16 protein-coding genes are annotated in these 16,960 nt (G+C 60.8%); 11 read left to right on the forward strand and 5 right to left on the reverse strand.

Annotated features, from left to right (window positions below; all coding sequences use genetic code 11):
- Positions 1-2: 2 nt before the first annotated feature.
- Entirely contained in the window at positions 3-896 is an 894-nt protein-coding gene (locus JBO08_RS23205; RefSeq protein WP_065872318.1) for a LysR family transcriptional regulator, read from the reverse strand.
- Between the two features lie 130 nt (positions 897-1,026).
- On the opposite strand from JBO08_RS23205, the gene JBO08_RS23210 reads away from it, so the two are divergent.
- The 6 genes from JBO08_RS23210 (at position 1,027) to JBO08_RS23235 (ending at position 8,830) form a co-directional block, all read left to right on the forward strand.
- On the forward strand, positions 1,027-2,673 hold the full coding sequence (locus tag JBO08_RS23210; protein WP_065872319.1) for a GMC family oxidoreductase: 1,647 nt from the start codon (positions 1,027-1,029) through the stop codon (positions 2,671-2,673).
- 65 nt (positions 2,674-2,738) lie between these two features.
- Complete coding sequence (locus JBO08_RS23215; RefSeq protein WP_065872320.1) at positions 2,739-4,364, forward strand: MFS transporter; 1,626 nt, start codon at positions 2,739-2,741, stop codon at positions 4,362-4,364.
- Positions 4,365-4,581: 217 nt separating this feature from the next.
- Entirely contained in the window at positions 4,582-6,531 is a 1,950-nt protein-coding gene (locus JBO08_RS23220) for a DNA topoisomerase III (protein ID WP_065910689.1), read from the forward strand.
- A gap of 130 nt (positions 6,532-6,661) precedes the next feature.
- Positions 6,662-7,102 (forward strand): CBS domain-containing protein, encoded by a 441-nt coding sequence (locus JBO08_RS23225; protein WP_065872322.1) that lies wholly within the window; start codon positions 6,662-6,664, stop codon positions 7,100-7,102.
- A gap of 8 nt (positions 7,103-7,110) precedes the next feature.
- A complete protein-coding gene (locus tag JBO08_RS23230) occupies positions 7,111-7,956 on the forward strand; it encodes an NAD-dependent protein deacetylase (RefSeq protein WP_065872323.1) in 846 nt (281 codons plus the stop codon).
- 544 nt (positions 7,957-8,500) lie between these two features.
- Positions 8,501-8,830: a hypothetical protein gene (locus tag JBO08_RS23235; RefSeq protein WP_025854475.1), complete on the forward strand. Its 330-nt coding sequence runs from the start codon at positions 8,501-8,503 to the stop codon at positions 8,828-8,830.
- A 61-nt stretch (positions 8,831-8,891) separates the two neighbouring features.
- Here JBO08_RS23235 and JBO08_RS23240 read toward each other — a convergent pair whose 3' ends face one another.
- Positions 8,892-9,797 (reverse strand): LysR family transcriptional regulator, encoded by a 906-nt coding sequence (locus JBO08_RS23240; protein ID WP_065872324.1) that lies wholly within the window; start codon positions 9,795-9,797, stop codon positions 8,892-8,894.
- A gap of 133 nt (positions 9,798-9,930) precedes the next feature.
- Between JBO08_RS23240 and JBO08_RS23245 the strand changes: the two genes are divergently transcribed.
- From JBO08_RS23245 to JBO08_RS23255, 3 genes are read left to right on the forward strand one after another with little or no spacing between them, the layout of a single operon-like run.
- A complete protein-coding gene (locus JBO08_RS23245) occupies positions 9,931-10,629 on the forward strand; it encodes a CoA transferase subunit A (RefSeq protein ID WP_010211319.1) in 699 nt (232 codons plus the stop codon).
- Between the two features lie 34 nt (positions 10,630-10,663).
- A complete protein-coding gene (locus JBO08_RS23250) occupies positions 10,664-11,323 on the forward strand; it encodes a CoA transferase subunit B (protein WP_065872325.1) in 660 nt (219 codons plus the stop codon).
- 11 nt (positions 11,324-11,334) lie between these two features.
- Positions 11,335-12,516 carry an acetyl-CoA C-acetyltransferase gene (locus JBO08_RS23255; RefSeq protein ID WP_220074962.1) on the forward strand — a complete coding sequence of 394 codons (1,182 nt, stop codon included), beginning with the start codon at positions 11,335-11,337 and terminating at the stop codon, positions 12,514-12,516.
- A 136-nt stretch (positions 12,517-12,652) separates the two neighbouring features.
- Here the strand turns inward: JBO08_RS23255 and JBO08_RS23260 are convergent, their stop codons facing one another.
- Complete coding sequence (locus tag JBO08_RS23260; protein ID WP_065872327.1) at positions 12,653-13,069, reverse strand: PaaI family thioesterase; 417 nt, start codon at positions 13,067-13,069, stop codon at positions 12,653-12,655.
- A gap of 158 nt (positions 13,070-13,227) precedes the next feature.
- Here JBO08_RS23260 and JBO08_RS23265 point away from each other — a divergent pair, with 158 nt between their 5' ends.
- Complete coding sequence (locus JBO08_RS23265) at positions 13,228-14,022, forward strand: DUF4349 domain-containing protein (RefSeq protein WP_065879984.1); 795 nt, start codon at positions 13,228-13,230, stop codon at positions 14,020-14,022.
- Here JBO08_RS23265 and JBO08_RS23270 read toward each other — a convergent pair whose 3' ends face one another.
- Positions 14,023-15,108, reverse strand: coding sequence for a DUF1615 domain-containing protein (locus JBO08_RS23270; protein ID WP_065872329.1), 1,086 nt, complete (start codon positions 15,106-15,108; stop codon positions 14,023-14,025).
- Positions 15,109-15,254: 146 nt separating this feature from the next.
- Between JBO08_RS23270 and JBO08_RS23275 the strand changes: the two genes are divergently transcribed.
- Positions 15,255-15,869, forward strand: coding sequence for a LysE family translocator (locus JBO08_RS23275; protein ID WP_065879985.1), 615 nt, complete (start codon positions 15,255-15,257; stop codon positions 15,867-15,869).
- Positions 15,870-15,936: 67 nt separating this feature from the next.
- On the opposite strand, the gene hemB is transcribed toward JBO08_RS23275, so the two are convergent.
- A complete protein-coding gene (hemB, locus tag JBO08_RS23280) occupies positions 15,937-16,911 on the reverse strand; it encodes a porphobilinogen synthase (RefSeq protein WP_065872331.1) in 975 nt (324 codons plus the stop codon).
- Positions 16,912-16,960: the final 49 nt, after the last annotated feature.

Genomic DNA, 16,960 nt, shown 5'->3' on the forward strand with positions numbered 1-16,960 from the left:
TTTCAGCTGGATTCACCGAGGAGTAACCCCTGCTCCCGCGCGCACAACTCCACCACGTAATCCCACAACACCCGCAGCCGCACTGACTTGTGCAACTCCCGCCGCGAACTGATCCAGTAGCTGCGCTGAATCCCCTCCCCCGGCAGCAACGCCACCAGCTCCGGATCAGCCGAGGCCATGAAACACGGCAACACCGCAATGCCCAACCCTGAGCGTGCCGCCTGGTGCTGGGCGATCACGCTGGTGCTGTGGAACACCACTTTGGGGTTGCGGCAGAAGCTGCTGAGGAATTTCAGCTCCTGGCTGAACAGCAGGTCGTCGACGTAATCGATCCACGCATGCACCGCGAGGTCTTCGCGCTTTTCGACCGGCGGGTTACGGTCCAGGTAGGCGCGGCTGGCGTAGAGGGCCAGGCGGTAGTCGGTGAGTTTGCGCGTGACCAATTGATCGACGCTGGGCCGTTCAAGGTGGATGCTGATTTCCGCCTCGCGGTTGAGGATGCTGACAAAGCGCGGCACGGCCACCAGCTCCACTTCCAGCCCGGGGTAGCGTTCGAACAGCCCGCCCATGCGGCTGGCCAGGAACATCACGCCCAACCCTTCGGCGACGCCCAGGCGGATCTTGCCCAAGGGCGCGGCGGAGTGGGTCAGTTCGTCCTCGGCCAGCAGCGCGACGTTTTCCATGGCTTCGGCGTGTTTGAGCAAGGCTTCGCCGGCAGGGGTCAGTTCGTAGCCCTGGGCATGCTGCACAAACAGCGCGGTGCCGAGGCTTTTCTCGATCGCCTCGATATGCCGGGCCACAGTAGCGTGCGTGGTTTTCAGGCGTTGCGCGGCGGTGAGCAGGCGGCCGCTACGCTGCAACTCGAGAAAGTACCGCAGGTCATTCCAATCGAACATGACGCCTCCATTCCGTGCCCCTGGGTCGTGCTGTTTAAAAACGCACAGCAGCTGGGTAAAAACTAACATTTTTAAGACGAAAACTAACAACTAGGATGGAACCAATAAGAAAAACAAGCGAGACCTTCAGATGCCCATTGCAACTGCTGAATACGATTACATCGTCGTAGGCGCCGGCCCCGCGGGCTGTCTGCTCGCCAATCGTCTGTCCGCCAACCCCGCTCACCGCGTGCTGCTGCTTGAAGCCGGCGGCCGCGACAATTACCCCTGGATCCATATCCCCGTCGGCTACCTGTTCTGCATCGGCAACCCGCGCACCGACTGGTGCTTCAAGACCGAAGCCCAGGAAGGCCTGCAAGGCCGTGCACTGAGCTATCCACGCGGCAAGGTGCTGGGCGGCTGCTCATCGATCAACGGCATGATCTACATGCGCGGCCAGGCCCAGGATTACGACGGCTGGGCGGCAGAAGGCAACGCCGGCTGGGCCTGGAAAGACGTGCTGCCGTTGTTCAAGCAGAGCGAAAATCATTTTGCCGGTGGCTCCGAATTCCATAGCAATGGGGGCGAGTGGCGAGTCGAACAACAGCGCCTGCACTGGCCGATCCTAGACGCCTTCCGTGACGCGGCGGCGCAAAGTGGCATCGCGCCGATCAGCGACTTCAATCAGGGCGACAACGAAGGCTGCGGCTATTTCCAGGTCAACCAGAAGGCCGGTGTGCGCTGGAACGCGGCCAAGGCATTTCTCAAGCCGATCCGTCAGCGCCCCAATCTCACCGTGCTGACCGAAGTGGAAGTGGACCGCGTGCTGCTGGAAAACGGCCGGGCCTCACAGGTGGTTGGTCGTCAGCAGGGCCAGCAGGTGAGCTGGAAGGCGCGCAAAGAGATTGTGCTGTGCGCCGGCTCCGTCGGCTCGCCGGGGATTTTGCAGCGCTCGGGAATAGGGCCTTCCAGCGTGCTCAAGCCGCTGGGCATCGACGTGCTGCATGAACTGCCGGGCGTGGGCGGTAACCTGCAGGATCACCTGCAATTACGGCTGATCTACAAGCTGGAAAACGCCCGCACCCTCAACCAGATCGCTGGCACCGTATGGGGCAAGATGGGCATGGGCCTGCGCTACCTGTACGACCGCAGCGGCCCACTGTCGATGGCGCCCAGCCAGCTCGGCGCATTTGCCCGCTCGGGGCCGGAGCAAACCTCGGCCAACCTTGAATACCATGTGCAACCGCTGTCGCTTGAGCGCTTTGGCGAACCGCTGCACGCGTTCCCGGCGTTTACCGCGTCGGTCTGCGACCTGCGCCCGCAAAGTCGCGGACGTATCGACATTCGCTCGGCCAACCCGGCGGACGCACCGCTGATCCGCCCTAACTACCTCAGCCATCCGCAAGATTTGCGCGTGGCCGCCGATGCCATCCGCCTGACGCGTCGCATCGTCGCAGCCCCGGCCCTGAGCCAATTCAAGCCAGTGGAATACCTGCCGGGCGATTCACTGCAAACCGAGGACGAACTGCACGAAGCCGCCGCGCGCATCGGCACGACTATCTTCCACCCGGTTGGCACCTGTCGCATGGGCAGCGATAAAGACGCGGTGGTCGATGCCCAGCTGCGCGTGCATGGCGTGCCTGGATTGCGCATTGCCGATGCGTCGATCATGCCGCGCATTACGTCCGGCAACACCTGTTCACCTACGCTGATGATCGCGGAGAAGGCCGCTCAGCTGATCCTTTCGCCGAATACAAGGAGTCTCGCCCCGGAGAAAGAACTGGTTCATGCAATCTGAATAGCGGCGCTGAAACTGGCGCCGACAGTGGAACAACAATAAATAATCACTGTGAGGGCTACCCGATGTCAGAACGTGCTCAACCCCTGGGCTCGGCGGTCACCACCGCCAGCACCAGCAACGACTCAAAGAAAGTCATCTTCGCCTCGTCCCTTGGGACGGTGTTCGAGTGGTATGACTTTTTCCTCTACGGCGCCCTGGCGGCGGTGATCAGCAAGCAGTTCTTTGCCGGGGTCAACGACACCACGGCGTTCATCTTTGCCTTGATGGCCTTTGCGGCCGGCTTTGTGGTGCGGCCGTTTGGTGCGTTGGTATTTGGCCGGTTGGGCGACATGATCGGGCGTAAATATACCTTCCTCGTCACCATTATTTTGATGGGCGTGGCGACCTTCTGCGTCGGGCTGCTGCCGACTTACGCCAGCATTGGCATTGCGGCACCGATCATTCTGATCGTGCTGCGCATGCTGCAAGGCCTGGCACTGGGCGGCGAATACGGCGGCGCGGCGACTTATGTGGCCGAGCATGCACCCGCCGGCAAACGTGGCTTCCACACCAGTTGGATTCAATCCACCGCGACCATCGGCTTGCTGCTGTCGCTGCTGGTGGTGCTGGCCTGCCGTTACTTTACCGGTGACCAGTTCGAAGTGTGGGGCTGGCGGATTCCGTTCCTGTTTTCCATTGTGCTGCTGGGTATTTCCACTTGGATCCGCATGAGCCTGCATGAGTCGCCGGCGTTCCTGAAAATGAAAGAGGAAGGCAAGGTCAGCAAGGCGCCGATCCGCGAGTCCTTCGGCAAATGGGAGAACCTCAAGATCGTGCTGATCGCCCTGTTCAGCATCAACGGCGGCCAGGCGGTGACCTTCTACGCGGCGCAATTCTATGTGCTGTTCTTCCTCACGCAGTTCCTGAAAATGGACCCTGCCCTGGCCAACATGCTGTTGATCATCAGCGTGGTGATCGGCGCACCGTTCTTTATCTTCTTTGGCTGGCTCTCGGACAAAGTGGGCCGCAAGCCGGTGCTGATGCTCGGCCTGCTGCTGGCCACCGTGCTGTACTTCCCAATCTTCAAGAGCCTGGCGCACTACACCAACCCGGCGATGGACCAGGCCAGTCGCCAGGCACCGATCACCGTACTGGCCGATCCGGCGACCTGCACCTTCCAGTTCGACCCGGTGGGCAAGGCGAAATTTGACAGCCCATGCGACAAGGTCAAGACCTTCCTGGTCAAGCAAGGCCTGCCCTACAGCAGCGCCGTGGCACCTGCCGGCAGCCCGGTGCAGGTAAGCGTGGGTGACGTGCGTATCGACGGGTTTGACGAAAAAGCCCTGCGTGGCGCCGTGACCCTGGCCGGCTACCCGTCTTCGGCGGATGTGGCCCAGGTCAACAAGACCATGGTGGTGGTGCTGATCGTGGCGCTGATCCTGATCGCCGCCATGTGCTACGGCCCGCTGGCAGCGCTGATGGTGGAACTGTTCCCGACGCGTATCCGCTACACCTCGATGTCGCTGCCCTACCACATCGGTAACGGCTGGTTTGGCGGGTTCCTGCCGACCGTGTCGTTTGCCCTGGTGGTGTACACCGGCGATATCTTCTACGGCCTGTGGTACCCGGTGGTGGTGACCGGGGTGAGCCTGATTGTGGGGATGATCTGCCTCAAGGAAACGCGGCACGTGGATATCGATAACAACTGATCTACAACACGCCGAAGATCCCCTGTGGGAGCGGGCTTGCTCGCGAATGCGGTGGATCAGTCACAGTTGAATTGACTGATCCACCGTCTTCGCGAGCAAGCCCACATTTGTTTTGTGCTGCCCACACAATTTGCTGTACATCCATACAGATAATGGTTGCCTGAACGCCGCTGACTAAGCATCCTGCACAGCATCAACCCGATCTGATGTGACGACCATGCGGCTGTACCTCTGTGAAAAACCCTCCCAGGCCAAGGATATTGCGGCTGTGCTCGGCGCCAGCCGGCGCGGCGATGGGTGCTGGCTGGGCAATGGGGTCACCGTCACCTGGTGCATCGGCCACCTTCTGGAAACCGCCCCGCCGGATGCCTACGACGCCAAGTACAAGCGCTGGGTGCTGGCCGACCTGCCGATCGTCCCGGAAAAATGGAAGATGCGGGTCAAGCCCAAGACCGCCAGCCAATTCAAGGCGGTCAAGCGTCTACTGGGGGAAGCGCAGGAGTTGGTAATTGCGACCGACGCCGACCGTGAAGGCGAGATGATTGCGCGCGAGCTGGTGGAGCATTGCCGCTATCGCGGGCCGATCCAGCGGCTGTGGCTGTCGGCGCTGGATGATGCCTCCATTCGCAAGGCCCTGGCGGCACTCAAGCCAGGCGCCGAGACTTTCAGCCTGTATCACTCGGCCCTGGGCCGTTCCCGCGCCGACTGGCTGATCGGCATGAACATGAGCCGTCTGTTTACATTGCTTGGGCGCCAGTCGGGTTATCAAGGCGTGCTGCCAGTTGGCCGCGTGCAAACACCGACCTTGCGCCTGGTGGTGGACCGCGACCGCAGCATCGCTGACTTCGTGCCGGTGGCTTATTGGGCCATCGATGTCGACCTGCACCATGAGCGCATGACCTTCACCGCCCAATGGCGCGCGGCCGAGGACGCCTGTGATGACCACGGCCGCTGCCTCAACCCGCAACTGGCGCGGGACGCGGCTGATGCCATGCGCAATGCCGCCACCGCACGGTTGGTGAAGTTGCGTACCGAGCGCATGCGCGAAGTGGCACCCCTGCCCTTCGACCTCGGCACCCTGCAGGAAATCTGCTCCAAGAAACTCGGGCTCGGCGCGCAGGAAACCCTGGATATCGCTCAGTCACTGTATGAGACGCACAAAGTCATCACTTATCCGCGCAGCGATTGCGGCTACCTGCCGGTGAGTCAGCACAGTGAAGCACCGAAGATCCTTGCGGCACTGGGGCGCGCCGATGCAGCGGTGGACGAGTTGATGCCGCATATCGATGCCCAGCGGCGCTCGCGGGCCTGGAACGACGCCAAGGTGAGCGCCCACCACGGCATCATTCCTACCGGCGCCGGCAAGGATGTCGGGCAACTCACCGGCAAGCATCGTGCGGTCTACACCTTGATTCGCGCACGTTACCTGGCGCAGTTTCTGCCCAACCATGAATACGATCGTACCCAGGCGGATTTTGAATGTGCCGGCCAAGCGTTGCGCGCAGTGGGCAAAGTGGTGATCGAACCGGGCTGGAAACGCGCCTTGCCCGAAGCGCTCGCGCCAGCCAAGGGGCGTGAGGCGCCAGTCCCCCAAGCGCTGCCGACATTGGTGCAGGGCCAGGATTACGCGGTGGCCAAGGTCAACCTCAAGGACTTGTGGACCCAACCGCCCAAGCCCTTTACCGAAGGCGACCTGATCAAGGCAATGAAAAACGTCGCCAAGCTGGTGGAGGACCCGCTGCTCAAGCAAAAGCTCAAGGACACTACCGGTATTGGCACCGAAGCCACCCGCGCCGGGATTATCCAGGGGCTGCTGGACCGTGGTTACCTGGTGAAGAATGGCAAGTCGCTGTCGGCTACCCCGGCGGCATTCAGCCTGATTGACGCGGTGCCACGTGCCATCGCAGATCCGGGCACCACCGCAATCTGGGAGCAGGCCCTGGATATGGTGCAAAGCGGCGAGATGAGCCTGGAGGAATTCGTCGCCAAACAAGCAGCCTGGATGAGCAAGCAAGTGGCGCGCTGCAATGGTATGCGCATGACCATCACCGGCCCGGCCAGCCCGGCGGGTCAAGGCGCCGCGCCGTGGAAAAAGAAACGCAAGAGCGCGCCACGCAAGACAACCGCCAGCCCCAAGCGAGCTAAAAAGCCGACAAATGCCGGGTAAACACTGAAAAAATCCAGCGGATGACGTTTTTCGACGGTTTTAACGCCGCTTTGGTCCTTGCTCCGGCGCGGGCCGTCTAGGATTCTGTAGGGGAGCTCGACTACCTAACAACAACACCGGAGTGGCCGCCATGAAAACCGTTGCACAACTGCTCAAAGCCAAGGACCAGAAAAACCAGGACGTCCATACCATCAAACATGACCATACCGTGTTTGAAGCACTGGTCCGGATGTCGGAGAAAAACGTCGGGGCCTTGCCGGTCGTCCAGGATGGCGCGGTGGTAGGCATCATCAGTGAACGTGATTACGCACGCAAAATCATGCTTAAGGGACTATCGTCGGTCACCACAAAAGTCCATGAGGTGATGAGCTCTCCGGTGATAACCGTCGACACCCACAAGAGCGTCGATGAATGCATGAACATCATGACCGACAGTCACCTGCGCCACTTGCCTGTAGTGGAAGAAGGCAAACTGCTGGGCCTGCTGTCCATCGGTGACTTGGTGAAAGAAGCCATTGCCGAACAGGCTGACCTGATCAAGCAGCTGGAGCAATACATCCGCGGCGAATAGGGGAACCCATGCTCGACACGCTGGAACATCAAGAGGATCACCTCGACACCCTGCACCGAGCCATGGCCGAACGGCGCTTTGTGGTGCTGACCGGTGCGGGGATCAGCACGTCGTCGGGCATCCCCGACTACCGCGACAGCGAAGGCGTGCGTCGAGGTAAAGCGCCAATGATGTATCAAGAGTTCCTTGCTACCCCGCAGGCGCGGCGCCGTTATTGGGCGCGGGCGATGCTCGGGTGGCCGAGGGTACGCATTGCGCAACCGAACAAGGCCCACCTGGCGCTGGCGACACTGCAGCATCGCGAGCGCATCAGCGGGCTGATCACACAAAACGTCGATACGCTGCATGATCAAGCCGGAAGCGATGAAGTGATCGAACTGCACGGCAGCCTGCACCGGGTGCTGTGCCTGGATTGCCTGCAGCGCAGCGAGCGTGACGTGATCCAGCACGTGATGGAAATCGAAAATCCCTACCTGGCCGGCGTCGATGCCGTGCAAGCGCCCGATGGCGACACCTTGCTGGACCCGGCGTTCGAAGAGCGCTTCCAGGTCCCCCGCTGCCCCCATTGCAACGGCGAACGCCTGAAGCCGGACGTGGTGTTTTTTGGCGAAAACGTAGCCCCGCCGACAGCGTCCAAGGCAATGGCTGCGGTGGAGCATGCGGAAGGTTTGCTGGTAGTGGGTTCGTCGCTCATGGCCTATTCGGCGTTTCGTCTGTGCAAAGCGATGGTCGAGCAAGGCAAACCGGTGATCGCCATCAACCTGGGCAAGACTCGGGGGGATGAGCTGCTGCAGGTGAAGATCGAGGCGTCCTGCGAGCGTTTGTTGCCGTTGCTGGTTGAGCGGCTAGGATAGAAAGAACGCCACAAATCAAAATGTGGGAGCTGGCTTGCCAGCTCCCACAAGGGTTCGTGTTGGATTGCCCATCGCGCCCTCACGACCCACCCCTCCAAAAAATGACGCCCAAGTCACGTTTCTCCGCATTCCCCTGCCCCCACAACAAATTATGTAGTGACCAAAAATAATCACTACATAATCGTTGACGTAACGTTTTTGTCCTTGCATTATCGAGACGTCTCCCAGATCGGGAGCGTTGGCAACAAGCGTTTTGAAAGAGCTCGTCTGACCGCCGAGCTGTTTTTTCCGGATGTGCACTGCCCACAAGGCGGATTGATGAAGCTGACCGGCCCGAGAGGATCGGTACAAGGAGCGCAAATGCTGCTTGTCTTCGTTGAGAAAGCATTGCGTAGCAGTTCATCAGCAAGACTACATGCATCAGGTTCAAGACCCTGCCCGTATTCGGCAGACAGTCGCTGACGCCCGGTATTCAAGACCGGAGACAACTAAGCAGTTTTAACGAATCAATTGATAGATCGCCAACTGGTCAAGGGGCTTATACATGAATCTGAACAACCAACCAACTATCGATGAATTGGCTGAGATGTTCGCAGCGCAAAAAGACACACTCGACGACCATATCCTGTGGATTGGCAAATCGGGCGAAGTCCAAATTGACTGCCTGGCGCCCCATACCGAAGAAGCCGAGTTCGACCGCAATAACCGTGAACTGGCGGCGCGCCTGAAGATGTACCGCCGTGGCCAAGGTTATGTGGGTAAGAAGGCTGCTGCCGATCGCAACTTTATCGAACAGGTCTTCCACACACTTAATACCGAATGGCAGAACCTCAAAGGCCAATCGCAGGTTAAAGTGATTGATAGATACTGCTGATAACACGGCCTTAAACATTTAAGCCCGCTCGTTAATTCGAGCGGGCTTTTTAATAGGTGTTTTACAACAACGCGGGTAACCGTCCCTTACCCGCCTCGTCGCAAAAGATATCAAACAGCACCTGAGCGGCCGCCGAAAGTTCATGCCCAGGCTTGGTCAGCACCCCAATCGGCCGTTCAATCACCGGATTGCTCAAGGTGATGCAATGGGCCCCCGCCTCGATCATCTGCCGCGCGCACAATGCAGGTACGGCACTGACCCCCAAACCATTCGCCACCATCTTGCCCACTGTCGCCAGTTGATGGCTCTCCAGTGCTACCGGCAACTTCATCTGCAGGGCGCCCAGGTGTTCTTCCAGCATCACCCGCACCGTCGAAGGCCGTTGCAGCGTAATGAACGGCTGCTCCAGCAGGGTTTTCCAATCGATTTCGTTGCATTGCGCCAAGACTGAGTCACCCGGCACAACCGCAATAAACCGGTCCAGGTACAGCGGCGTAAACGCCAGCGATGATCCTTCAGAGGGCTCGAATGCCACGCCCAGTTCCACTTGGCGATCGCGAACCATCTCCAGCACCTGCTCATTGATCAAGTCATGTACGGTCACATTTACCTGAGGGTAACGCGCGCGGAATATTTTCAGGATCGGCGGCAGCAAATTGCCGGCAAACGATGGCATCGCCGCCACCGTGACGCGCCCGCGCTGCAAGGTGAAGCGTTGGCGCAGTTCGTCTTCGGCGTTGTCCCAGTCGGCCATCAGTCGACGCGCCAGGGGCAACAGGGATTCGCCTTCAGGGGTCAACGCGACGTTACGCGTATTGCGGCTGAACAGACGCCCGCCCAACCCTTCTTCCAGCCCCTTGATGGTCAGGCTCAGCGCCGATTGGGAAAGATGCAGGCGCTCGCAGGCGGCGGCAAAACTCAGGCTTTGGGCCACGGCGAGAAACGCCCTCATCTGTTTAACTGTCATGACGCAACTCCAAACGGCTGGGCGACTATGCTGTTTTTTAAATCAATCAACCTTAAAAAACAACTTAACAAATCAATCCGTCGGAGCAACACTCGGTTCATTGGCTGGCCCACAAACAATAATAGAGGTGCATATGGCAGGTTTCGATAAGCGCGTGGCGTCCTACGAGGAAGCACTGGCAGGCCTGGAAGACGGCATGACCGTCCTCTCCGGCGGTTTTGGCCTGTGTGGCATTCCGGAAAACCTCATCGCCGAGATCAAGCGCAAAGGCACCCGCGACCTGACCGTGGTTTCGAATAACTGCGGCGTCGACGGTTTTGGCCTGGGCGTGCTGCTGGAAGAAAAGCAGATCAGCAAAGTGATCGCGTCCTACGTCGGTGAAAACGCCCTGTTCGAGAAGCAATTGCTCAGCGGCGAAATCGAAGTGGTGCTGACCCCCCAAGGCACCCTGGCCGAGAAAATGCGCGCCGGCGGCGCCGGCATCCCAGCCTTCTTTACCGCAACCGGCGTCGGCACCCCGGTTGCCGAAGGCAAGGAAACCCGCGAGTTCAACGGTCGCCCGTACCTGATGGAAGAATCCATCACCGGCGACTTCGCCATCGTCAAAGGCTGGAAAGCCGACCATTTCGGCAACGTCATCTACCGCCACACCGCCCAGAACTTCAACCCCCTGGCCGCCACTGCGGGCAAGATCACCGTGGTCGAAGTCGAGGAAATCGTCGAACCGGGCGAGCTGGACCCGGCGCAGATCCACACCCCTGGCATCTACGTCGACCGGATCATCTGCGGCACGTTCGAGAAGCGCATCGAACAGCGCACCGTGCGCAAATAATCCGCCTCCAGCCCGAACAATAAGGACTCATAAAATGGCTCTTACCCGCGAACAAATGGCTCAACGCGTCGCCCGCGAAATGCAGGACGGTTTCTACGTCAACCTTGGCATCGGCATTCCGACCCTGGTGGCCAACTACATCCCCGAAGGCATGGAAGTGATGCTGCAATCGGAAAACGGCCTGCTCGGCATGGGCCCGTTTCCGACCGAAGACACCATTGATGCCGACATGATCAACGCCGGCAAGCAAACCGTCACCGCACGCATCGGTGCGTCGATCTTCTCCTCCGCCGAGTCCTTCGCGATGATTCGCGGCGGCCACGTCGACCTCACTGTGCTCGGCGCGTTTGAAGTGGACGTACAGGGCAACATCGCCTCGTGGATGATCCCCGGCAAGCTGGTCAAAGGCATGGGCGGCGCCATGGACCTGGTGGCCGGTGCAGAAAACATCATCGTGATCATGACCCACGCGTCCAAGGACGGTGAATCCAAGCTGCTCAGCCAGTGCAGCCTGCCGCTGACCGGTGCGAACTGCATCAAGCGTGTGCTGACTGACCTGGCGTACCTGGAAATCGAAAATGGCGCTTTTGTCCTCAAGGAACGCGCACCTGGCGTCAGCGTTGAAGAGATTGTGAGCAAGACCGCCGGTAAACTGATCGTCCCGGACCACGTTCCAGAAATGCACTTCCAGTGAGGACAGATCCCATGCAAGACGTCGTGATTGTTGCTGCCACCCGCACCGCCGTGGGCAGCTTCCAGGGTTCGCTGGCCAATATCCCGGCACCTGAACTGGGCGCCGCCGTGATTCGTCGTTTATTGGAACAGACCGGCTTGGACCCGGCCGAAGTGGATGAGGTGATCCTCGGTCAGGTGCTGACCGCTGGCAGCGGCCAGAACCCGGCGCGCCAGGCCTCGATCCTCGCCGGCCTGCCCCATGCGGTGCCAAGCCTGACCTTGAACAAGGTCTGCGGCTCTGGCCTCAAGGCCCTGCACCTGGGCGCCCAAGCCATCCGTTGCGGTGACGCCGAGGTCATCATTGCCGGCGGCATGGAGAACATGAGTTTGGCCCCGTACGTACTGCCTGCCGCGCGCACTGGTTTGCGCATGGGCCATGCCAAGATGATCGATAGCATGATCACCGACGGCCTGTGGGATGCGTTCAACGACTACCACATGGGCATTACCGCCGAGAATCTGGTCGATAAGTACGGCATCAGCCGTGAAGCCCAGGATGCGTTCGCCGCCGCCTCCCAGCAAAAAGCGACTGCTGCGATCGAAGCCGGCCGCTTTGTGGAGGAGATCAGCCCGATCCTGATTCCCCAGCGCAAAGGCGACCCGGTAGCCTTCGCCGTAGACGAACAGCCGCGCGCCGGCACCACCGCCGAGTCCCTGGCCAAGCTCAAACCTGCTTTCAAGAAAGACGGCAGCGTCACCGCCGGCAACGCGTCCAGCCTGAATGATGGCGCCGCTGCGGTGCTGCTGATGAGTGCCGACAAGGCCCGCGCCCTCGGTCTTCCGGTCTTGGCGCGCATCGCCAGCTACGCCAACGCCGGCGTCGACCCGGCCATCATGGGCATCGGCCCAGTCTCGGCCACCCGCCGCTGCCTGGACAAAGCCGGTTGGAGCCTGGGCGACCTGGACCTGATCGAAGCCAACGAAGCCTTCGCCGCGCAATCCCTGGCGGTAGGCAAAGAGCTGGAATGGGACGCCAACAAGGTCAACGTCAACGGCGGCGCCATCGCCATCGGCCATCCGATTGGTGCCTCAGGTTGCCGCGTGCTGGTGACCCTGCTGCATGAAATGATCAAACGCGACGCCAAGAAAGGCCTGGCAACGCTGTGCATCGGCGGCGGCCAGGGCGTGGCCCTCGCTCTCGAACGCAGCTGATTGTAGTGAGCGGGCTTGTCCCGCGCTGGGCTGCGAAGCGGCCCCAAAACCTGACGCCGCGCTTTACTTGAAAAACGCGGCGGCCCTATTGGGGCTGCTTCGCACCCCAGCGCGGGACAAGCCCGCTCACTACAGGTCAGTCAGAACGCGGCACCGCAAACACCGCACTCGCCCGCGCCACCACCTTCTCCCCCACCTGCAGGCTCACCGTAGCAAACGCCATCTGCCGCCCGCGTTTGTGATGCTCCAAGCGCACCACAATCCACTCCCCCACCTGCACCGCCCCCAGGTAATCCATGGTCATGCTCGCGGTAATCAGCGGCAGTGGCGGCTCACTGGAAAACGCCATCGCGTAGCCCATGCCGACATCCGCCAGGGTCGCCAGCACGCCGCCGTGCACCGTGCCGCGCCCATTGGCGTGGCGATTGTCGGCACGCAGGGCGATTTCCAGGTGCACGCCCTCACCCCGGCAATACGCCGGGCCAAGCAGATCAAGCAAAGGGCTGCTGCGGGGCAGCGAAACGAAACCTTCGGGCACGGCGTGGGCGATCATGGCGCTCTCTTCCTTGAAGTGAAGAGTGAGATGTACGCCACGCCACACGCAGCGGCCATTACCATCAACCACGCAAATCCCCCACGATGCTTTGCGTTAATCCACCAGACCCGCTTTAATCGCCGTCAAATTCCCCCGCACCCCCGCAAGGAACAGCAATGCGCCATCTGGACGGCAAGCCCCATCCGCTTCGCACCGGCTTAATGATCTTGATCACCGGCCTGGCCCTGGTCGGCTGCTCGCCCAAGGACCACAACCGCGCCACGGTGATCAACGGCGAAAAAGGCCGCGCCGGCGCACAATTGGCCTACGAGCACGAGCTGAGCCTGGCCCTGCCCGGCGCCCTGCTCGCGCCGCGCATGCAGGCGACACGCGAGGCCTGCGAAACAGCGCGCTTTGGCGCGTGCAATATCCTGGGCATCACCGAAGACGGCAACGGTGGCCAGATCATCCTGCGTATCTCGCCGACGGGCGTGGAGCCGATGGTCGCGATGGCCGCTGAAGGCGGCAAACTCGGCCAACGCATCACCACCGCCGAGGACCTGGCCGATGCGGTCGCCGACGTACGCCGCCGCCAGGACCGCCTGCTGGCCCAGCAACAACGCCTGGATGAATTGGCCAAACGCAAGGACATCACGGTCAGTGACCTGATCGCCCTGAGCAAGGAACAGGCGGGTATAGAGAACGAATTGCAGGAGCTCGCCCAAGTCGCTGCCGGCCAGCAACGCCGTCTCGACACCAACCGCGTGACCCTGAACTTCCGTTCCTCTGACGGCGCGAACCAGCCGTCACGGTTCAGTCGGATGTTCAGCAACCTGGGGGACAATATGGTCGAGGGCACTGCCGACGCCCTGGAACGCTCAAGCTATGTGCTGCCGTTCGTGATCCTGGCGTTCCCAGTGGTGTGGTTGTGGGTGTGGCTGTGGCGCCGCTTTGTCAAACGCCGCACCTGATCAGCGCTTCATGCAGCGCTGATACCGCTCATCCACCCGCTTGGCAAACCACGCCGTCGTCAGGTTGCGGGTGATCTTGGGACTCTTGAGCACGATGCCCGGAAGGATCGCCCGTGGCATCGGCTTGCCAGCGGCTTTGTCCGCCAGTGCAAACACGCGTTTGTAGAGGGTGGTCTCTTCAAAATCCAGTTGCTCACCCTGCTCGAGCTGGCTGCGGATGCTCGGGTTGCGCATATCCAGCTTCGCCCCCAAGGAACGCACTGCCAGCTCGGTGGTGCCGGGCAGCAATGAACCGTACCGAATCAAATCCCCATCCAGCGCCAACTCGGTGCCCGAGGCACGGCTGACGGCGGCCTGGAACGCGGCGTTGCGGCTGGCGTACCAACCGGCATTGAAGTCGGCGAAGCGGTACAGAGGCTGGTCATAGTTCACCGGGTAACCCAGCAAATGCGCGATACCGAAGTACATGCCGCCACGGCGGGTGAAGACTTCGCGGCGAATGGTGCCGTCCACCGTGTAGGGATAACCCCGTGCCTGTTTCTGTGCAAAGTCGATGCTGACCTGCATCGGGCCTGCGGTATGCACCGGGTTGAAACCACCGAATAACGTGTTGCCCAGGGGCACCATGCTGATGAAGTCATCAAAGATGCCGCTCAGGTCCCTCTCCGTGCGTGCGGCGTTCAGGCGATCGGCGTAAGTCCTGCCTGTGGGCGAGCGCAATTGCAGTGCGCTGCGTACGACAAAGGCTGGCACATGGACCTTACCGGCACGCCGCAGGATTTCATCCTGGGCGATCTTGCCCATGTTTGGCACGGGCGGGTCGACTTGGTAAGTGGATTCCTGTTCGGTCACCGCCAGCACGGCGCAGATATTTTCCGTACTGGGGTAGATTTTCTGGGTGTCGAAGGCGGTGTAGATGTCCTGGGCCCAACCGTTGCGGTCCGAGACGTTAGCCGGCAGCAGGCGCACGATCTGCGCCTTCACCTCGGCCTCGCTGCGCTCCGGCTGTTGCGGGTTGCGTGTTGTAGAGCAACCGGCCAGCACCAACAAAGTGGCAAGGCACAGGATCAGGCGGCTTGAATACATGGGGTTTCCTTGGATGACGGCGGGCCGGGCGTTGCAGATATCGACCGGTAAGTCTAACCAGGGTTCGCCGGCCTGGCGTGCTCGCCAGTCAATCACAAACGTGACAGGATCTGTCATCGACCATTCGTACACGGAGTTTGAATGCCATGCTCAGCCTGAACTTCCTCATCACCTGCCTGATCGTCGTGCTGATTCCCGGTACCGGCGTGATTTTTACCGTGTCCACAGGCCTCACCGCCGGCAAGCGCGCCAGTGTGTTCGCCGCGCTGGGCTGTACCGCCGGGATCATTCCACACTTACTGGCGTCGATTCTTGGTCTGTCCGCCCTATTGCACACCAGTGCATTAGCGTTCGATATGCTGAAGTACGCAGGCGTCGCCTACCTGTTGTACGTGGCATACGCCACCTGGCGGGATCGCTCGGCATTTGCGGTCAGCGAAACCCCTGCGCTTTCAAGTGCACGGACCCTGATGTTGCGCGGCCTGTTGATGAACATTCTCAACCCGAAGCTGACCATTTTCTTCCTGGCCTTCCTGCCCCAGTTCGTCACGCCAGGCAGCACGGCCCCTGCCCTGCAAATGCTGGTGCTGAGCGCTGTATTCATGGCAATGACGTTTGCGGTGTTCGTGATGTATGGCTTGCTGGCCAATGTGTTTCGCCGCGCAGTGATCGAGTCGCCACGGGTGCAGAACTGGCTGCGCCGCAGTTTTGCGGCGGCCTTTGCGGGGTTGGGCTTGAACCTGGCGTTTGCGCAACGCTGATAAACACTGCAATCAAATAATGTGGGAACGGGCAAGCCCGCTCCTACATTTAGACTTGCGGTGTTTTCTAGATCCCGGCCAGTGCCAGGTCCATCGCGAAGTAGGTGAAGATCAAGTCCGCGCCCGCGCGCTTGATCGAGCCCAAGGTCTCACGCACCACACGGTCCTCATCAATCGCACCGGCCTGGGCGCCGAACTTGATCATCGCGTACTCGCCACTGACCTGATACGCCGCCACCGGCAAACGCGAGGCTTCGCGGATATCACGGATGATGTCGAGGTAGGCACCGGCCGGCTTGACCATCAGCGCATCGGCACCTTCCTGTTCGTCCAGCAGCGATTCGCGCACGGCTTCGCGGCGGTTCATTGGGTTCATCTGGTAGCTTTTGCGGTCACCCTTGAGCGCGCTGCCGCCGGCTTCGCGGAACGGGCCGTAGAGGGCCGAGGCGAATTTGGTGGAGTAAGCCATGATCGGGATGTGGGTGAAACCGGCGTCGTCCAAGGCGTGGCGGATGGCCTGGACCTGACCGTCCATCGCTGCCGAAGGGGCGATCACATCAGCGCCCGCACGGGCAGCGGCCACGGCTTGCTTGCCGAGGTTCACCAGCGTCGCGTCATTGTCGACATGCGCACCGTGCATCACGCCGCAGTGGCCATGGTCGGTGTATTCACAGAAGCACGTGTCGGACATCACGATCATTTCCGGCACCGCGTCCTTGATGATCGAGGACATGCGCGAAACCAGGCCGCGTTCTTTCCAGGTGTCGCTGCCGTTGGCGTCCAAGTGGTGGGACACGCCAAAGGTCATCACCGACTTGATGCCGGCACGCGCATAGCGCTCGATTTCACCGGCGAGTTTTTTCTCGGGGATGCGTAACACGCCCGGCATGCTGGTGATGGGCACGAAGTCGTCGATTTCTTCTTCGACGAAAATCGGCAGCACCAAGTCGTTGAGGGTGAACTCGCTTTCCTGGAACAAGCCACGCAGCTCCGGGGAGCGGCGCAGGCGGCGTGGACGGGCTTGGGGGAACTGGCTGGTCATGGCAATCCTGGATAAAGGTCAACACTTTGGGGCGAAGCTTATGCCCCCC

It is taken from the genome of Pseudomonas sp. LAP_36 (assembly GCF_019456785.1).
In the GTDB taxonomy this organism is placed as follows: domain Bacteria; phylum Pseudomonadota; class Gammaproteobacteria; order Pseudomonadales; family Pseudomonadaceae; genus Aquipseudomonas; species Aquipseudomonas tritici.

Bases quoted from the DNA above. Each gene is read 5' to 3' on its own strand.
- JBO08_RS23205 (WP_065872318.1), bottom strand. From the start codon at position 896: ATGTTCGATTGGAATGACCTGCGGTACTTTCTCGAGTTGCAGCGTAGC.
- JBO08_RS23210 (WP_065872319.1), top strand. From the start codon at position 1,027: ATGCCCATTGCAACTGCTGAATACGATTACATCGTCGTAGGCGCCGGC.
- JBO08_RS23215 (WP_065872320.1), top strand. From the start codon at position 2,739: ATGTCAGAACGTGCTCAACCCCTGGGCTCGGCGGTCACCACCGCCAGC.
- JBO08_RS23220 (WP_065910689.1), top strand. From the start codon at position 4,582: ATGCGGCTGTACCTCTGTGAAAAACCCTCCCAGGCCAAGGATATTGCG.
- JBO08_RS23225 (WP_065872322.1), top strand. From the start codon at position 6,662: ATGAAAACCGTTGCACAACTGCTCAAAGCCAAGGACCAGAAAAACCAG.
- JBO08_RS23230 (WP_065872323.1), top strand. From the start codon at position 7,111: ATGCTCGACACGCTGGAACATCAAGAGGATCACCTCGACACCCTGCAC.
- JBO08_RS23235 (WP_025854475.1), top strand. From the start codon at position 8,501: ATGAATCTGAACAACCAACCAACTATCGATGAATTGGCTGAGATGTTC.
- JBO08_RS23240 (WP_065872324.1), bottom strand. From the start codon at position 9,797: ATGACAGTTAAACAGATGAGGGCGTTTCTCGCCGTGGCCCAAAGCCTG.
- JBO08_RS23245 (WP_010211319.1), top strand. From the start codon at position 9,931: ATGGCAGGTTTCGATAAGCGCGTGGCGTCCTACGAGGAAGCACTGGCA.
- JBO08_RS23250 (WP_065872325.1), top strand. From the start codon at position 10,664: ATGGCTCTTACCCGCGAACAAATGGCTCAACGCGTCGCCCGCGAAATG.
- JBO08_RS23255 (WP_220074962.1), top strand. From the start codon at position 11,335: ATGCAAGACGTCGTGATTGTTGCTGCCACCCGCACCGCCGTGGGCAGC.
- JBO08_RS23260 (WP_065872327.1), bottom strand. From the start codon at position 13,069: ATGATCGCCCACGCCGTGCCCGAAGGTTTCGTTTCGCTGCCCCGCAGC.
- JBO08_RS23265 (WP_065879984.1), top strand. From the start codon at position 13,228: ATGCGCCATCTGGACGGCAAGCCCCATCCGCTTCGCACCGGCTTAATG.
- JBO08_RS23270 (WP_065872329.1), bottom strand. From the start codon at position 15,108: ATGTATTCAAGCCGCCTGATCCTGTGCCTTGCCACTTTGTTGGTGCTG.
- JBO08_RS23275 (WP_065879985.1), top strand. From the start codon at position 15,255: ATGCTCAGCCTGAACTTCCTCATCACCTGCCTGATCGTCGTGCTGATT.
- hemB (WP_065872331.1), bottom strand. From the start codon at position 16,911: ATGACCAGCCAGTTCCCCCAAGCCCGTCCACGCCGCCTGCGCCGCTCC.